At 73.1% G+C, this 13376-nt stretch carries 13 protein-coding genes; 5 read left to right on the top strand and 8 right to left on the bottom strand.

Translation table 11 applies throughout. The annotated features are described in order from the left end of the window. The first annotated feature begins 343 nt into the window (after positions 1-343). Entirely contained in the window at positions 344-2092 is a 1749-nt protein-coding gene (locus tag ACLQ21_RS12540; protein WP_425664147.1) for a dolichyl-phosphate-mannose--protein mannosyltransferase, read from the top strand. A gap of 26 nt (positions 2093-2118) precedes the next feature. Here ACLQ21_RS12540 and ACLQ21_RS12535 read toward each other — a convergent pair whose 3' ends face one another. Together ACLQ21_RS12535 and ACLQ21_RS12530 are read right to left on the bottom strand one after the other, a co-directional pair. Continuing rightward, a complete protein-coding gene (locus ACLQ21_RS12535) occupies positions 2119-2262 on the bottom strand; it encodes a hypothetical protein (protein WP_425664145.1) in 144 nt (47 codons plus the stop codon). Between the two features lie 44 nt (positions 2263-2306). Beyond that, positions 2307-4067, bottom strand: coding sequence for a thioredoxin domain-containing protein (locus ACLQ21_RS12530; RefSeq protein ID WP_425664143.1), 1761 nt, complete (start codon positions 4065-4067; stop codon positions 2307-2309). Between the two features lie 163 nt (positions 4068-4230). Between ACLQ21_RS12530 and ACLQ21_RS12525 the strand changes: the two genes are divergently transcribed. After that, a complete protein-coding gene (locus ACLQ21_RS12525) occupies positions 4231-4992 on the top strand; it encodes an SDR family oxidoreductase (protein ID WP_425664141.1) in 762 nt (253 codons plus the stop codon). After that, on the top strand, positions 4989-6269 hold the full coding sequence (locus ACLQ21_RS12520) for a CynX/NimT family MFS transporter (protein WP_425664140.1): 1281 nt from the start codon (positions 4989-4991) through the stop codon (positions 6267-6269). Before ACLQ21_RS12525 ends, ACLQ21_RS12520 begins: the two co-directional genes overlap by 4 nt. 66 nt (positions 6270-6335) lie before the next feature. On the opposite strand, the gene ACLQ21_RS12515 is transcribed toward ACLQ21_RS12520, so the two are convergent. Next, complete coding sequence (locus tag ACLQ21_RS12515; RefSeq protein ID WP_425664139.1) at positions 6336-6761, bottom strand: DUF2695 domain-containing protein; 426 nt, start codon at positions 6759-6761, stop codon at positions 6336-6338. Positions 6762-6953: 192 nt separating this feature from the next. On the opposite strand from ACLQ21_RS12515, the gene ACLQ21_RS12510 reads away from it, so the two are divergent. Further along, on the top strand, positions 6954-7613 hold the full coding sequence (locus ACLQ21_RS12510) for an alpha/beta family hydrolase (RefSeq protein ID WP_425664138.1): 660 nt from the start codon (positions 6954-6956) through the stop codon (positions 7611-7613). Between the two features lie 16 nt (positions 7614-7629). On the opposite strand, the gene ACLQ21_RS12505 is transcribed toward ACLQ21_RS12510, so the two are convergent. The 3 genes from ACLQ21_RS12505 to ACLQ21_RS12495 all read right to left on the bottom strand — a co-directional run bounded on the left by ACLQ21_RS12505 (position 7630) and on the right by ACLQ21_RS12495 (position 10451). Beyond that, the gene (locus ACLQ21_RS12505) at positions 7630-8277 is read right to left on the bottom strand and encodes a hypothetical protein (protein ID WP_425664136.1); all 648 of its coding nucleotides are present in this window, start codon (positions 8275-8277) and stop codon (positions 7630-7632) included. Between the two features lie 180 nt (positions 8278-8457). Then, on the bottom strand, positions 8458-9294 hold the full coding sequence (locus tag ACLQ21_RS12500; protein WP_425664134.1) for an aldo/keto reductase: 837 nt from the start codon (positions 9292-9294) through the stop codon (positions 8458-8460). Beyond that, entirely contained in the window at positions 9291-10451 is a 1161-nt protein-coding gene (locus tag ACLQ21_RS12495) for a bifunctional 2-methylcitrate synthase/citrate synthase (RefSeq protein ID WP_425664132.1), read from the bottom strand. The genes ACLQ21_RS12500 and ACLQ21_RS12495 overlap by 4 nt, the downstream gene beginning before the upstream one ends. 197 nt (positions 10452-10648) lie before the next feature. Here ACLQ21_RS12495 and ACLQ21_RS12490 point away from each other — a divergent pair, with 197 nt between their 5' ends. Beyond that, positions 10649-11164 carry an SRPBCC family protein gene (locus tag ACLQ21_RS12490; protein WP_425664130.1) on the top strand — a complete coding sequence of 172 codons (516 nt, stop codon included), beginning with the start codon at positions 10649-10651 and terminating at the stop codon, positions 11162-11164. A 107-nt stretch (positions 11165-11271) separates the two neighbouring features. On the opposite strand, the gene ACLQ21_RS12485 is transcribed toward ACLQ21_RS12490, so the two are convergent. Both ACLQ21_RS12485 and ACLQ21_RS12480 read right to left on the bottom strand, forming a co-directional pair. Then, positions 11272-12048: an enoyl-CoA hydratase-related protein gene (locus ACLQ21_RS12485; RefSeq protein WP_425664128.1), complete on the bottom strand. Its 777-nt coding sequence runs from the start codon at positions 12046-12048 to the stop codon at positions 11272-11274. Beyond that, entirely contained in the window at positions 12045-13091 is a 1047-nt protein-coding gene (locus ACLQ21_RS12480) for a 3-hydroxyisobutyryl-CoA hydrolase (RefSeq protein ID WP_425664126.1), read from the bottom strand. The genes ACLQ21_RS12485 and ACLQ21_RS12480 overlap by 4 nt, the downstream gene beginning before the upstream one ends. Positions 13092-13376 lie beyond the last annotated feature (285 nt).

The raw sequence follows: 13376 nt of genomic DNA, 5'->3' as shown, positions 1-13376 counted from the left end.
ACCGCCGGTACCGATCCGCGGGTCCAGTCGGCGCGCACCCGCAGATCGGTGCGGCCTCGCGCACCGCACCCCGAGGAGTGGTACCGGATCGCGGGTCCGCGCGGCGGGCACCGCAGATCGGTGCGGCCTCGACACGCTCAACGCGCTGCGCGCGCGGAGCGGCTCGACCAGCGGGAGGGAGGCTCGGCGCGCTGCGCACGCGGAGCGGCTCGACCAGCGGGTCGGGTCGGTGCGGCCTCGACACGCTCGGCGCGCTGCGCGCGCGGAGCGGCTCGACCAGCGGGGAGGACGGGCGGGCTCGGTGCGGCGGGGTCCATCCGGGTCGAGGTGGGAGAATCCTCGCGTGACCCTCCAGCGCGACGCCGACCCCGCGGTCGACGGCGACCCGGCGCCCGCGCTCGCCGCGCCCCGGCCTCGCCTCGCGAGGGTGACGGCTGCGTACGGGTCGCTCGAGCGGCGCCTGGCCGAGCCGCGCATCCGACGACGCATCGAGATCGGCGCGCCCGTCGCCATCCTCACCCTCGCGGCCGTCGCCCGCCTGGTCGGCCTCGGGCATCCGCACCTCCTGGTCTTCGACGAGACGTACTACGTCAAGGAGGGCTGGTCGATGTGGCAGCTCGGCTACGAAGGTGAGTGGGGTGAGACGGCGAACGAGCGGTTCGAGGCCGGCGACCCCGGCGCGCTCTCGAGCGAGGCCGACTACGTCGTGCACCCGCCGCTGGGCAAGTGGCTCATCGGCATGGCGATGGCCGTGTTCGGCATGACCGACCCGTTCTGGTGGCGGTTGCCGAGCGCGCTCGCCGGCATCGCGCTCGTCGGCCTCACATACGCCGTCGCGCGCGGTCTGCTGCGGTCGGTGGCGTTCGCGTCGCTCGCCGGTTTCTGGATGGCCATCGACGGCTTCGCGATCGTGATGAGCCGCACGGCGCTGCTCGACGGCATCCTCGCGGTCTTCGTGCTCGCCGGGGCCGGGGCGCTGCTGCTCGACCGGCGCGGCTCCCCCGCCCGCACCGTGCGCGCGCTCGCAGCGCGTCCCCGCCGGTTCGGCGCCGCGCTCTGGGACCGGCCGTGGATCCTGGTCGCCGGCGTGCTCCTCGGCGCCGGCTGCGCGACGAAGTGGTCGGGTGCCGCGTTCCTCGCGGTGTTCGGGCTGTGGATCGTGCTGATGGATGCGCTCGACCGGCGGCGCGCGGGCTACCGGCACCCGTGGGTGGGGACGCTCGTGACGCAGGCGCCCGCGAGCTTCGTGCTGCTCGTCGGCCCGGCGCTCGTCGTGTACGTCGCGAGCTACGCCGGCTGGTTCGACGGCGGCTGGGGCTCGCAGCTCATGCTCGAGCGCGCCGACCTGCGTTGGGGCGGGCTGCTCGCGTGGGTGCCGCTCGGGCTGCAGTCGCTGTGGGCCTACCACCAGCAGCAGCTCGGCTTCCACGTCGGGCTGACGAACGACCACGCCTACCAGTCGCCCGCCTACGAGTGGCTGTGGCTCGGACGCCCGACGGGCTTCAAGATGGTCGCCGTCGACGACGGCTCCTGGTGGATCACCGCGCTCCCCAACCTGCTCATCTGGTACGCCGGGGTCATCGCGCTCGGGTTCCTGCTGTTCCACTTCGGCCGCACCCTCGACCGCCGCGCAGGCTTCCTGCTCGTCGCCGTCGCGGCCGGCTACGTGCCGTGGCTGCTGTTCCCCGACCGCACGATCTTCTTCTTCTACGCGATCGTCTTCCTGCCGTTCGTCGTGATCGGGCTCGCGTTCGCGCTACAGCAGCTGGTGGCGATGCGGTCGACGCGCCGGCCGCCGGCCGTGGTCGGTCTTGCGGATGCGTCGCAGGGCATCGATGCGGATCTCGCGGCCGCGATCCCGCCGGTGCTGGCCGAGCGACGGCGTTCGCGCTGGGCCGTCCGCCCGCGCGCGGTCGCGCTCGCTCGCGAGCCGGAGGACGACGTCGAGTGGCGGGCCGCCGCCTGGTCGGTCGTCGCCCTGCTGGTCGTGACGAGCATCGTCGTCGCCGCCTGGTACCTGCCGGTCTGGTACGGCATCCCGCTGCCGGAGCAGCTCATGCGGCTGCGGTTCTGGCCGCCGAGCTGGCCGTGATCGCGGCGGTCCCCGCCCGATCGCGTTCAGAGGAGTCGGGCGGCCTCGTCGTCGGTCAGCTCGATCTCGTGGCCGTTGTCGCCTACCCAGCGGTGGGTCGGCTGCCCCTCAGCGGGGCGAGGCCGCTCGATGATCGTGTACGTCGCGCCGTCCTCGATCTTCACCGTCATGCGGCGACCCTATCGAGGCGCAGCCGTGCGGGCCGGGCGGAGCCTCAGTACGGCTGCGGCAGCTCGCAGACGAAGCCCTCGCAGCGGTAGGCGGCGGGCGCGGACTTGCCCTCGAGCAGCGCGAAGCCCGCTGCTGCGAGCTCAACCGCCTGCTCGGGCGTCGCGACGAAGGCGCCGGGCTCGCGGCGCAACTCGTGCGGCGGGTCGCCAATGAGCACGAGCGTGCGCGGCGGCTCGGCGATGAGCGCGGCCACGCGCAGGGTCGCCGGGCCGGCGATGGGGTTGCGCAGCGCGAGGCGCGCGTCGAGCACGCGCGCGGCGCGGTCGAGGTGCGCGGCGTCACCGCTGAGCGAGAAGAGCGCGTGCAGGGCGCCCGCGAGCGCCGCCTGTCCCGAGGGGGCGTCGCCGTCGGCGTCCGGGCCGAGCTGCAGCGCGGGCCCCTGCGTCGAGACGCGCGCCGGGTCGGGCGCCGCGTCGAGGATCGCGCGGGCGGCGATCGCCCAGCGCGCCTCGCCGGTCGCCGCGGTGAGCGCGAGCAGGCCGCTCGCGAGGCAGCCGGCGTCTGTGGCGGTCGCCGCGGCGGGCGAGGGGCGGCCGTCGAGGCTCGCGTGCACGAGAGTCGCGGGGTCGGCGGCGTGGTGCTCGAGCAGGTGCTCGGCCGCGTCGCGGGCCAGGGCGAGCGCGGTCTCGTCGCCGTCACGCAGGGCCCGCACGGCGAGCGCCTCGATCGCGAGGCCGTTCGCCGCGGTGACCACGAGCCGGTCGAGCGGCGGTCGCTCGACCCCGGCGTCGGGCGGCGCGAGGTGCCAGCCGCCCTCGACGCGCTCCCCGTCGACCGTCGACTCGGCGTCCTCCGCGATCGCGAACGCGCCGCCGGGGAGTCGCAGGACCTCGCCCAGGAAGCCGACGAGCCCACGCGCGACGGTCTCGCGGCCCAGCAGCGTCGCGACGTGCAGCAGCTGCGCGTTGTCGACGAGCATGCGCTCGAAGTGCGGCACCGACCAGTCGCGCTGCGTCGCGTAGCGGAAGAAGCCGCCGTCGCGGCCGCGCAGGTGCGAGTAGCCGCCGGCGGCGACCACCGCGTCGTCGCCGGCTGCGGCGTCGAGCAGGCGGCCCGCGAGCGCTGCCGTGTCGCCCGTCGGGTCGACGTCGACGAGCGCGCGCAGCAGCGGCGCCTGCGGGAACTTCTGGCCCGTGCCGAGGCCGCCGTGCTCGGGATCCTCGGCCCTGGCGACCGCCGCGAGCGCCGCGCGCGCGGCCGCCGCATCCGGCGCATCGCCTCCGGGGCCCGCCGCCGCGTCCTTGAGCGCGAGCTGCACCTGCTCGGCCGTGCCGGCCACCGCATCCGGCTGCTCGCGCCAAGCGGCCCCGATCGCCCCCAGCACGTCGCGGAAGCCCGGCATGCCCTGCCGAGCCGTCGGCGGGAAGTAGGTGCCGGCGTAGAACGGCAGCCCCTCGGGCGTGAGGAAGACGCTGAGCGGCCAGCCGAGCTGGCGGGTGAAGGCGGATGCGGCGCCCATGAGGGCGGCGTCGACGTCGGGCCGCTCCTCACGGTCGACCTTCACCGCCACGAAGCCCTCGCGCAGCATGGCGCCCACCTCGGCGTCGGCGAACGACTCGCGCGCCATCACGTGGCACCAGTGGCAGGTGGCGTAGCCGACCGACGCGAACACCGGCACGCCGCGCTCGCGCGCCTCGGCAAATGCCTCCTCGCCCCACTCCCGCCAGTCCACCGGGTTGTCGGCGTGCAGCCGCAGGTAGTCGCTCGTGGCGCGCGAAAGCCGGTTCTCGACAGGCCTCTCCATGGGCGGGACGCTACTCGCAGACGCTGGATCCGGCCAGCATGCCGGCCGATGACTGCCCGCGCCTGCCGCCGCGAGAAGTCTTCCGAAGGCCGCGGAATACGACCAACCGGCAACCGGTTGTCATCCGTGTCCAGTTCGTTCGATTTTGAAAGAGGTACCGATCATGGGCCAGCGAGTTCTCATCACGGCAGGCGCAGGCGGCATCGGGCTCGCCGTCGCCAAGGCGTTCGCCGCGCAGGGTGCATCCGTCCATCTCGCCGACATCGACGCCGACGCGCTCGCCGCGGCCACGGCGCTCGACGAGCGCATCACCGCCACGCGGGCCGACGTGAGCCGCGCGGAAGACCTCGACCGCCTGTTCGCCGACGTGCAGCAGCAGCTCGGCGGCCTCGACCTGCTCGTGAACAACGCGGGCATCGCCGGACCGACAGCGCCGGTCGAGGAGTACCCCGCCGACGCGTTCGCGCAGGTCGTGGCCATCAACCTGCAGGGCACGTTCGACGTGACGCAGCGTGCCATCCCGCTCCTCAAGCAGTCCGACGCCGCGTCCATCGTGACGATGTCGTCGCTGGCCGGTCGCTTCGGCTACCCGAACCGGGTCGCCTACTCGACCACGAAGTGGGGCCTCGTCGGCTTCGCGAAGACGCTCGCCATGGAGCTCGGTCAGTTCGGCATCACGTCGAACACCATCCACCCGGGCGCCGTCGACGGCCCGCGCATCATGCGCGTCTTCGAGGGTCGCGCCGCCGTCTCCGGCCGCACGGTCGACGAGGAGATCGCCAGCGCGATGGCGAACCAGTCGATCCAGAAGTTCATCGACCCGGACGACATCGCCGCGCTCATCCTGTTCCTCGCCGGTCCGCACGCGCGCACGATCTCGGGCCAGATGTTCCCGATCGACGCTGACGCGAAGGCAGCCCAGTGACGACGCGGGCTCCCGGCGCGGTCGCCGCGCCGGGAGATCGGACGGGCGCCTCGCGCCGCGGTCTCTGGCAGGGGCGGGCCGCAGTGGTCGTCGGCATCGTGCTCCTGGGCCTCGGCCTGCGCTACGCCGTCACGGGCCTCTCACCGCTGCTCGTCGACGTGCGCGCGGCGCTCGACATCGGCACCGCCGGGACCACGTTCCTCGGCATGCTGCCGACCCTCTCGTTCGGCGCAGCAGGCTTCCTAGCTCCGGTGCTGATGCGCAAGGCGGGCCCGGAGGCGACCGCATTGCTCGCCGTGGTCCTCGCTGCCACCGGCTCCCTGCTGCGGCCGATCATGGCGGATGCGGTGGCGTTCTTCGCCTTCACAGTCGTCGCGCTCGTCGGCATGGGCATCGGCAACGTCGTCGGGGCGCCGCTGGTGAAGAAGTACTTCCCGGACCGCCAGGCGACGATGGTCACCGTGTTCGCGCTGCTCATGCAGGCGGGTGCGACCCTGCCCGCGATGACCGCTGTGCCGGTGGCCGAGGCTGCCGGATGGCAGGCCTCGCTCGCCTCGTGGGGCGTGCTCTCGCTGATCGCGATCGTGCCGTGGGCCATCCAGCTCGTCGTCTCGCGCCGCCGTCGCGCCGGCGCCACCGCCGCGACCGGCAGCGCGCCGGCGAGGCTCGGCTACGCGCAGCTGGTGCGCAGCCCGGTGGCGTGGGGCACCGCGCTCTTCTACGCGATTGCGTCGCTGAACATCTACGCGATGCTCGCGTGGCTGCCGACGCTGCTGGTCGAGCACTGGGGCATCAGCCAGGCGGATGCCGCCGTCGCGTTCTCGGTGTACACCTTCCTGACGCTGCCGCTCGCCCTGGTCGTGCCGCTGCTCGCCAACCGTCTGAAGAACCCCACGTGGCTCGCGATCGCGCTCTCGGCGGCCGGCCCGATCGGCTATGTCGGCCTCATCCTGCAGATCGGACCGGCCGTCGTGTGGGCGTTCGTCGCTGGCCTGGCCGGCGGCGCGTTCTCGCTCGCGATCGCGATGTTCAACCTGCGTACGCGCACGACGGAGGGTTCGGCGGGCATCGCCGGGTTCGCGATGGGCATCGACTACCTCTTCGGCACCCTCGGCCCGCTCCTCGGCGGTTGGCTCTTCGCCGCCTCGGGCGGCTGGGAGCTGCCGCTGTGGGCCTACGTCGCCACGTTCATCCCGATGGCGATCGGCGCAATGCTCATGGCACGCCCGGGCCGCTACGTCGAGGACGCGCTCGCGCCGAGCACGGCTCGCGCGTAGCGACAGCCGAGGGCGCTCGTCGAGGCGACGAGCGCCCTCCTGTCCGTCGGCCTCAAGCAGACGCGCTCAGAAGTACGGCGTGCGAGGCCGCCGCATCCGGTGCCAGTGCACGCACGGCTGCGTCGACCCGCGCCGCACGCCCGCGCACGGCGGCATTCCGTCGGGCGGCTCGGCCTCGAGCACGATCGTGCGCCCGTCGACGTCGATCTCGCGGCTCGTCGACCACAGGTGCCAGGCGGGCTGCATCGCATTGCACAGCACCTCGCAGTCGCAGTAGCCGCCGCTCGCCTCGAGCCGCCCCTCGAGCCGGGTCGCGCGGGGTGCGACGAGGTCGCGGTAGTGCCGGGCGAGGCGCAGGTCGCCGGTGCAGTCGTAGCGCTCGAGCGCCCGGTCGAGGAAGCAGGCGAGGCACTCCCCCGCGAGCGGCACGAGCCACTCGTCGAGGAGGCTGCGCACGTAGGACTCGGCATCGTCGGTGATCGATCGCTCCATGGGGGCACCGTGGCAGGGCTGGGCGCTGGCGTGTGCGGCCCAACCGGATGCCTGTGGAGAGTGCTGCTGCGGTGGTCTCGACACGCTCATGGCGCTGCGCGCCCGGAGCGGCTCGACCAGCGGGGGTGGGGCTAGGGCGCTGCGCGCCCGGAGCGGCTCGACCAGCGGGAGGCGCGTGCGAGGCTCGAGGGCATGGACAGCTCCCGCCGCGTCGTGCCCGTGCCCATCGAGCACCCGACCGTGCCGCACGTCGACGCGATCGTCGACCTTCCCTCGAGCGCGTGGGCGAGCCTCGTGCTGCTGCACGGGGCGGGAGGCTCGGCGACGCATCCGTGGATGGAGGGCGCCGCCCGCGGGCTCTTCGGCGAGGGCGTCGCGGTGCTGCGCGCGAGCTTCCCGAACGCGCAGTCGGGCAAGCGGCAGCCGGAGCGCGCGCCGAGCGCCATCGCGACCTGGCACGCGGTGATGGATGCGGCGGCCGGTCTGCTGCCGCACGTCCCGTGGGCGGGCGGCAAGTCGTTCGGCGGACGGATGGCGGCGGCCGCCGTGGCGGAGGGCATGCCCGCGTCCGGTCTGCTCTACCTCGGCTACCCGCTGCACCCGCCGGGCAAGCCCGAGCGGCTGCGCGAGGAGCACCTGCGCGACCTCCCGCTGCCGCAGCGCTTCCTGCAGGGCACGAACGACCCGTTCCAGTCGGGCGATGCCCTCGAGCGGCTCGTCGGCGAGCTGCCCGACGCGCGCATCGACTGGGTCGCGGGCGGCGACCACTCGTTCCTCGTGGCGGGCGGCGACCGCGACCCGGAGCGGGTCGCCGAGGCGCTCGGCCCGCGGATCGCGGCGCTGCTGCGCTGACCCGCAGCCGGTGTGACTAGGGCCGCTGCTCCGGGATGCGGTAGTCGATCGCGTGCTCGAAGACCTGGCCGTTCTGATCGCCGACGGTGGCGATGGCATACGGGTCGAGGTTGATCGTGTCTCCCGCCCAGAGGTCCGGCTGCAGCGCGAACAGGTGAGCGGAGCCATCGCCGCGACGGATGCCGTTCAGCTGCCCGAGGTAGCCGGGGTAGTCGATGCAGAAGCGCTGCGCGATGGCGTACATCGTGTCGCCCTCGGCGGCGACGTATGCGACCGGTCGGCCGTCGGCGTCGGTAGTCACCTCGCCCGTCGCCTGGTCGATCGGCCCGATGTCCCGCAGCTCGGAGTACCAGTAGCCGCCGATGCCCTCGTCGGACTCGTCGCTGCGCGGCTCCAGGCCCGGCAGTCCCTCACAGCCCTCTCCGCTGCGGCCGAGCACCGCGGCGCGGCCCTCGTCCACGACGTAGTAGCCCTCCGGCACATCCGTCCCGGTGATGCCGGTGGCACTGGGCGCTGGCGTGGTGGAGGCGGCGACGGACAGCGGGGGCGTCGTGCTTGTCGCCTCGGAAACGGATGAGTCGGCGGCGGTGGATGTGCAGGCCGCGAGCACCGCGACGCTCACGGCCGCGGCAGCGAGCGCCGTTGCGTGCCTGACGATCAGCATGCCCCAGGATGGCATCTGCCAGCCCACGAAAGCGAGAACTCGTCACTATCCCCGTCGTCCCGAGAGAAGCGGAGCACGAACGGGACCCCTCCCACCGAAGGGGACCTGGTGCACCGGGTCCCGGTTGGTGGAAGAGGTCCCGTTCAGTGAAGGAGTCCTCGAGTCGCGAAGCGCGAGCGGTCAGCTCACCTCTGCGGGGTCCGCCGACACGCGCCCCGCGGCGCCCTGGTCGAGCGCGTCGATGGCGGCGATGTCCTCGGCCGACAGCTGCACCGAGGCCGCTGCCAGGTTCTCCTCCATGCGCTCGCGGCGGTTCGACTTCGGGAAGACGATGCGCCCCGCCTGCAGGTGCCACGCGATCGTCGCCTGCGCCCACGAGATGCCGTGCTGCTCGGCGATCTCGCCGATGACGGTCGACGCGTAGTCGACCTTGCCCTGCCCGAGCGGCCCCCACGCCTCGATGAGGATGTCGTGCTCGGCCGCGAGCGCCGTCGCCGCACGCTGCTGGAACTGCGGGTGCAGCTCGATCTGGTCGATCGCGGGCACGATGCCCGTCTCGAGGATCTCGGGCAGGAAGCGCTCGTCGAAGTTCGAGACGCCGATCGACGTGGTCAGCCCCTCGTCGCGCAGCGCGCCGAGCGTCTCCCACGTCTCCACCGGGCTGCCGGCCGAGGGCGTCGGCCAGTGGATCAGGTACAGGTCGACGTGGTCGAGCCCGAGCTTCTCGAGGCTCTCCCCCAGCGCCGCACGGGTGTCGGCCGCGCCGCGGCGGTCGTTCCAGAGCTTCGTCGTGACGTACAGCTCGTCGCGCGGGATGCCGGAGCTCGCGATCGCACGCCCCACGCCCTCCTCGTTGCGGTAGATCGCCGCCGTGTCGATGTGGCGGTAGCCGGCCTCGAACGCGTCGAGCACGATGCGCTCGGTCTCGGCCGGGTCGACCTTGAAGACGCCGAAGCCGAGCTGCGGGATCGTGCGGCCGTCGTTCAGCTGCAGGGTGGGGATGGTGACAGAGGTCATGCGGTCTCCTCGATGGCGGATGTGTCCTCGGGCAGTGCAGACGGATCGACACCGGCGACGTGGCGCTCGTCGGGCCCGACGTACTCCGAGAGGGGGCGGATGAGCGCGTTGTTGGCGCGCTGCTCGATGATGTGCGCCGTCCAGCCCGTGACGCGGGCGGCGACGAACAGTGGCGTGAAGATCGGCACGTCGAAGCCCATGAGCGCGTACGCGGGGCCCGACGGGAAGTCGAGGTTGGGCTTGATGGGCTTGCGGTCGGCCATCGCCTGCTCGAGCGCCGTGTACATCTCGAGCGTCTCGGGCGAGCCGTAGTGCTCCGCGAGCCGCTCGAGGGCGGCGCGCATCGTCGGCACGCGCGAGTCGCCGTTCTTGTAGACGCGGTGCCCGAAGCCCATGATCTTGCGCTTCTCGTCGAGCGCGGACTGCATCCACGCATCCGCCTTCGACGGCTCGCCGACCTCCTCGAACACCTCCATCACGGCCTCGTTCGCGCCCCCGTGCAGGTGGCCCTTGAGCGCGCCGACCGCGGCCGTGACTGCGGAGTAGAGGTCGGCGAGCGTCGACGTGACGACGCGGGCGGTGAAGGTGGATGCGTTGAACGAGTGCTCGGCGTACAGCACCATCGACTGGTTGAACGCCTCGACGACGACCGGGTGGGCCTCCTCGCCGAACGACATCCAGAGGAAGTTGGCGGCGTAGTCGAGGTCGTCGCGCGGCTCGACGAGCTCGAGCCCGTTCCGGCGCCGCTGCTCGTAGGCGACGATCGACGGCAGCACCGCGAAGAGCGTGAACGCCTTGTCGAGGTCGACAGATGGGTCGTCGGCCTTGGGATCGTTCGCGCCGACGATGCTGACGGCCGTGCGCACGACGTCCATCGGATGCGCGTGCGAGGGCAGCACATCCATCACCGACCGCACGTTGTCGGGCAGCGCGCGCAGCGAGCGCTCCTTCGCGCGGAACGCGGCGAGCTGCTCGTCGGTCGGCAGGTCGCCGTGCCAGAGGAGGTAGGCGACGGCCTCGAAGGGCTGCGTGGCCGCAAGCTCCTGCACGGGGTAGCCCCGGTACAGCAGCGAGTTGGTGTCGGGATTGACCTTCGAGATCTCGGTGGTGTCGGCGACGACGCCAGCGAGTCCCTTCTTGATCTGAGACTCGGCCATGGTGCTCCTCGGTAGCAGCGGTGCGGGGCCATCCGACTCTAGGGCACGGCTCCCGCGCGCCCGCTTCGACGTGCCCTCGGTCACGACGCGCCGCGTGGCGCGACGCGGGGCTTGACGCACCGCCACGTGGACGGCGACGGTGGCAGGGCACCGCATCCGCGATCGCCTCGCCTCTCATCGCATCCAAGGAGCAGCGCATGGCCGACACCGACTTCCACCTCGTGCAGTCGACCGAGGTGAACGCGCATCCCGATCGCGTGTGGGATGCGCTCGTCGACCGCACGACCGCGTGGTGGGGCGCGCCCTACCTGCTGCTCGACGGCCCGAGCACGATCGACCTGCCGCTGCGCGCCGGCGACGCGGTGGTCGAGCACCTCGCTGACACGTCGGCGCTGTGGGGCGCGGTGACGATCTGCGCGCCCCGCCGCGTCTACGCGTGGCACGGGCAGATGGGGATAGGGCCGGGCTGGGAGAGCGAGGTGCGGTTCGACCTCGAGCCGGCCCGCTCGGGCGCGCGCGTGAGCGTGCGGCAGGACTCGCTGCGGCTGTGGGGCGACGCGGACGTCGCGGGGATGCGCCGCTCGTACGACTTCGGCTGGGCCGATCTGCTCGCACGGCTGCGGATCTTCGTCGAGACCGGGGAGCAGCACGGGTCGGCCGGGCGCAACGCAGCGCCGGAGTTCGCGTTCGAGCCGTCGGGCAGCGCTGGCTGAGCGCTGGAGCCCGACCCGGTCGACGGGACCCCGTCCACCGATCGGGACCCGGTGCACCGGGTCCCGATCGGTGGAAGGGGTCCCGCAAGCGATCCGGCGACGGCGCGTCAGCGGTGCCGGAAGCGCGGCTCCCGCTTCTCGGCGAATGCCGCCATGCCCTCCTGCTGGTCCTCGGTGTCGAACAGCGCCGTGAAGTGCTCGGTCTCGAGCGCGAGGCCCTCGGCGAGCGGCAGCTCGAGCGCGGCATCCATCGCGGCCTTCGCGGCGACGAGCGCCGGCAGCGGCTTCGCGGCGATCCCGGCTGCGAGCTCCTGCGCCTCGTCGAGCAGGCGCGAGGCTTCCACGACGCGCGAGACCAGGCCCGCGCGCTCCGCCTCCTCGGCGTCGATGCGGCGGCCGGTGAGGATGATCTCCGCCGCCTTGGGGTAGCCGATCGCGCGCACGAGCCGCTGCGTGCCGCCGATGCCGGGGATCACGCCGAGCCCGACCTCGGGGAAGCCGAACTTCGCCGAGTCGGTCGCGACGATGATGTCGCACATGAGCGCGAGCTCGAGGCCGCCGCCGAGCGCGTAGCCAGAGACCGCCGCGATCACGGGCTTCCGCACCGCGGCGAACTTCAGCCACTCGCCGAAGTGGTCGTCGGCACGCATCTCGGCGGTCGACTTCGACGCCATCTCCTTGATGTCGGCGCCGGCCGCGAACGCGCGCTCGGAGCCGGTGACGACGATCGCGCCGACGCCGTCATCGGCGTCGAGCTCGCCCGCCGCCGCGACGACGTCGCGCATGAGCCGCTCGTTGAGCGCGTTGAGCGCCTCGGGCCGGTCGAGGTGGATCCAGGCGACGCGGTCGCGCCGCTCGACGCGGATGGTCTCGAAGTTCGTCATGCTGTCTCCTCTGGCAGGTGGAGGTCGCCGTCGGGCGCCGGTGCGAAGCAGGACTCCACCATGGCATTGCTCACCTGGTCGATGGTGGCCGGCTGCCACCTGGGGCTGCGGTCCTTGTCGACCAGCTGGGCGCGGATGCCCTCGGCGAAGTCGGGCAGGAGGCTCACGTGCGACGAGACCCGGTACTCCTGCTCGAGCGCCCGCTCGAGCGTCGGCAGCTGCGCGGCGCGGCGGAGCGACGCGAGCGTGACGGCGAGCGCGGTCGGCGAGCGCCGGCCGATCGTGGCGGCGAGGACGGCGCCCTCCTCCCCCGCGGATGCGAGCCGCTCGAGGATCGCGCCGAGGTCGTCACCCGCGAACGCGTCGTCGACGAGCTCGCGCACGGTGGCGAGCTGCCCTGCCGGCGGGGCGGCGGCGACCGTGGCGATGGCCTCGTCGGCGTCGGTCGACGTGAGCGCCTCGAGCAGGTCGGGGATCCGCGCGTCGGGCGTGAACGCATCCGACAGCCCCAGCAGGATCGCGTCGGCGGGGCCGACGTGCTCGCCGGTGAGCGCGACCCGCGTGCCGAGCTCACCGGGGGCGCGCGAGAGCAGCCAGCTCGCGCCGACGTCGGGCACGAAGCCGATCGTCACCTCGGGGAAGCCGATGCGCGTCGACTCGGTGACGACGCGGTGGCTTGCGTGCGCCGAGATCCCGACGCCGCCGCCGAGCACGATGCCGTGCTGGATCGCGACGACGGGTGTGCGGGCGCGCGCGATCGCGGCGTTGAGCGCGTACTCGTCGCGCCAGAACGCGCGGGCGCCCGCGCCGCCGCGCTCCTGCACATCGGTGCGGAGGCCGACGACGTCGCCGCCGGCGCACAGGCCGCGGTCGCCGGTGCCGACGATCGCGATGGTCGCGACGGATGGGTCGGGCTCGGCATCCGCGAGGGCCGCGGCGATGGCGCGCACCATGTCGTGCGTCAGCGCGTTGAGCGCCTCGGGCCGGTGCAGCTCGACGAGCGCGAGCCGGCCGCGGCGGGCGGTGCGCACGTGCTCGGTCATGGTCCTCATCCTCGCTGATCGAGTAGCTGCCGCGGGCCGCGGCATCCCGCTGATCGAGTAGCTGCCGCAGGCCGCGCCCCTCTCCGCTGATCGAGTAGCTGCCGCAGGCCGCGTATCGAGATCAGAATGGCTGGAGCTCAGCGTAGGTCGTCTCGATACGCGGCCGGCTGCGCCGGCAGCTACTCGACGAGCGGAAGGGGCGGCCGGCCACGCCCTCCCGCCGATCGAGTAGCTGCCGTGGGCCGCGCCCCTCCTCGCTGATCGAGTCGCTGCCGCAGGCCGCGG

Source organism: Agrococcus sp. DT81.2 (genome assembly GCF_049844935.1).
In the GTDB taxonomy this organism is placed as follows: domain Bacteria; phylum Actinomycetota; class Actinomycetes; order Actinomycetales; family Microbacteriaceae; genus Agrococcus.
The sequence above is the reverse complement of the archived record's forward strand: the minus strand, read 5'-3'. Positions and strand labels throughout refer to the sequence as shown.